We start from the raw sequence: 3,182 nt of genomic DNA, 5'->3' as shown, positions 1-3,182 counted from the left end.
TCGCCGCCCGTCCGGCGGGCGGACGCCGGGGCCTTTTAGCGGGCGGCACCGGGGACGGGTGGCGTTGAGGACGGCGCGCAGCCAGCCCCGGGCCGTGTGGTCCCACTTGCGCCGGTCCACGTTCCACTCCTTGGTGTGCCGGGCACGGGTGAAGCGGACGAACCGGACGAGGTCCGGGTTGCGCTCGGCGAACTCCATGGACGGGCCGATGGGCACGTAGTCGTCGTCCTCGGAGTGCATGACGAGGGTGGGCACGCGCAGCTGGTCGGCGCGGGCGACCCAGTTCAGGGACTTCAGGTCCACGGGCGCGGCGAGGCCGGTGACGAGGCGGCCGGCCCGGTTGGACAGCAGCCAGCGCCCGACCAGGCCGACGGCCTCCGGGATGCGCTTGAGGCGGGCCTGGTATTTGAGGACGTCGATCCAGTCCACCACGGGGCCGGTGAGGACGATCGCGCGCACGCGGTGGGCCAGGTCGGAACGGTCCACGCACTGCAGGGCCACGGCCCCGCCCATGGACCAGCCGAAGAGCACGACGTCCTCGGCACCCTGGTCCAACGCGTACGCGATCGCGGCCTCCACGTCCCGCCACTCGGTGGTGCCCAGCCCGTAACGACCGTCCTCGGCGGCGGGGGCGTCGCCGTCGTTGCGGTAGGACACCAGCAGGGAGGTCATGCCGAGCTTCTGGGCGCTGCGCACGGCGCGGATGCCCTCGTTGCGGCGGGCGCCGCGGCCGTGGACCATGATCGCCCACAGGCCGTCGCCGGCACGCTTCACACCGTCCTCGGCGGCCGCGGTCGACCCGCCAGGCCGGTGCGGTGCCGTTGTCCACGGGGACGTCCACGTCCACGGCGTCGAAGCCGGCGTCCTGCGGTGTCGGATACACGAATCCGGTGAACCGGCCCCGCGCCCCGGAGCGCAGGTCCCCGGAGTAGACGTGCTCCACCGCGCGCTGGACCGTGCCGTCGCGGGGGTCGAAGGAGGTGATCCGGCCGATCCGTGCGCAGGAGGCGCCGCCGTCGAAGGTGAGCGAGTAGGTGCCCGGGACCGTGGTCTCGGAGTCCGCGGACAGGATGACCTGCGTGCCGTCGTCGCCGTGGATCACCGCGAGGACGTCCACGTCCTCGGCATGGTTGCGCACGGGGGTGACCACGAGGCGGGCGAAGACCGAGGCGAGGGTCGAGGACGCGCCGAAGACCACGAACGCGGCGGACAGGCCGAGCGAGGCGACCACCGGCGACCACCGCGCGGCGTCCACGGACCGGTGCACGGACGTGCGGGCGGCGGACCGGGACAGGTCCAGGGACGCGCGGGCCGCCTGGCGGCCGCGGTCCACGGAGCGGTGGAGGCCTGCCAGCACGTCCTCGCGCAGGGGCACGGAGCAGGACGTGGCGGGGCGCAGCAGGTCTCTGAACATGCCCGTCATTGTCTCCCATGCCCCTGGGCCGCGCCTGCATCGTGACCCGGTGCGGCCCGAACGCGGCACCCCGGCCGGCGACGACTCCCGCCCTGCGGAGTACAGTCGCGGCCATGAGCGAGTCCACCCCCACGCCCCAAGACCCCCGCAGCACGCCCGAGGCCACCGCGCCCGCGGATCCCCGCGCCCTGACCGAGCAGGACTGGGCCGCCCGCCTGTCTCCCGAGGAGTTCCAGGTCCTGCGCCGGGCCGGCACCGAGCGCGCCTTCACCGGCGAGTACTGGGACACGGACACGGTCGGCGTCTACGCCTGCCGGGCCTGCGGCGCCGAGCTGTTCCGCTCGGAGCAGAAGTTCTCCGCCCACTGCGGCTGGCCCTCCTTCTTCGCCCCGCTGGCCGAGGACCGCGTGGAGTACGTGGAGGACACCTCCCTCGGGATGCGCCGCGTGGAGGTCCGGTGCGCCGCCTGCGCCTCCCACCTCGGCCACGTGTTCGAGGGAGAGGGCTACGACACGCCCACGGACCTGCGCTACTGCATCAACTCGATCTCCCTGACCCTGCAGCCGGAAGGACCCGCCGACCGATGACCGACCTGCGCGCCTTCGCCTCGGACAACTACGCCCCCGTCCACCCGGACGTCTGGGCCGCCCTGGCCGCCGCCGACGCCGGCCACGCCTGCTCCTACGGGGACGACCCCGTCACCGCCGCCCTGGCCGAGCGCATCCGTGCCGAGTTCGGCGAGCAGGCCTTCGCCGTCCCCGTGTTCAACGGCACCGGCGCCAACGTGGTGGCCCTGCAGGCGATGCTCCCGCCGTGGGGCGCCGTCCTCTCTGCCGAGTGCGCCCACATCCGCCATGACGAGGGCGGCGCGCCCGAGCGCATCGGCCGCATGTCCCTGCTGTCCGTGGACACCCCGGACGGCCGCCTCACCCCGGAGCTGATCGCCCCGCACGTGCGCCGCGACGGCTTCGTCCACGCCGTCCAGCCGGCCGTGGTGGAGATCGCCCAGTGCACGGAGGTCGGCACCGTCTACTCCGTGGACCAGGTGAAGGCCCTCACGGAGGCCGCGCACGCCGCAGGGCTGACCGTCTACATGGACGGCGCCCGCCTCTCCAACGCCGCGGCGGCACTGGACGTCCCCCTGCGCGCCTTCACCGCGGACGCCGGCGTGGACGTGGTCTCCTACGGCGGCACCAAGAACGGCGGCCTCGGCGCCGAGGCGATCGTGGTCCTGAACCCGGACGCGGTCCTCGCCGCCGGACACGTCACCGCCCAGGACCTGCCCGGCGGGGACGTCTCCTCGTCCGCGCAGCGGGCGGAGAAGGCCCTGGGCTACCTGCGCAAGGCCTCCATGCAGCTCGGCTCCAAGCACCGCTACCTCTCCGCGCAGCTGCTCGCCCTGCTCACGGACGACCTCGGCCTGCGCCTGGCCGCCCACGCCAACGCCATGGCCGCGCGCCTGGCAGCCCGCATCGAGCGGATCGACGGCGTGCAGCTGACCCAGCGACCCGAGGCGAACACGCTCTTCGCGGCCCTGGACCCGGCCGCCGCGGACGAGGTGCGCGCCCGGTTCCCGTTCTACGACTGGGACCCGCACCGCCACGAGGTCCGCTGGATGACCTCCTGGGACACCACCGAGCAGGACGTGGACGACTTCGCCGACGCCGTCCAGGCGGCCCTGGCCGCCCGGTCCTGAGCAGGGGTGCACGGGCGGCAGGTGGCGCCACCCCGAGCCCGAGCGGGGCCACACTGAGCCGAGCCGGGCCGC

3 protein-coding genes are annotated in these 3,182 nt (G+C 74.2%); 2 read left to right on the top strand and 1 reads right to left on the bottom strand.

Features of this window, described 5'->3' with window-relative positions; translation table 11 throughout:
- A partial coding sequence (locus tag AC2W7A_RS10890; RefSeq protein ID WP_485991369.1) for an alpha/beta hydrolase family protein occupies positions 1-774 on the bottom strand: 774 nt, incomplete at its 3' end.
- A 753-nt stretch (positions 775-1,527) separates the two neighbouring features.
- Here AC2W7A_RS10890 and msrB point away from each other — a divergent pair.
- Positions 1,528-2,001 (top strand): peptide-methionine (R)-S-oxide reductase MsrB, encoded by a 474-nt coding sequence (gene msrB / locus AC2W7A_RS10885; RefSeq protein WP_485991368.1) that lies wholly within the window; start codon positions 1,528-1,530, stop codon positions 1,999-2,001.
- Positions 1,998-3,110, top strand: coding sequence for a threonine aldolase family protein (locus AC2W7A_RS10880; protein WP_485991367.1), 1,113 nt, complete (start codon positions 1,998-2,000; stop codon positions 3,108-3,110). Before msrB ends, AC2W7A_RS10880 begins: the two co-directional genes overlap by 4 nt.
- Positions 3,111-3,182: the final 72 nt, after the last annotated feature.

The organism is Micrococcus sp. LASM2_SD2, assembly GCF_057364565.1.
This window is presented reverse-complemented; position numbering and strand designations above follow the sequence as displayed.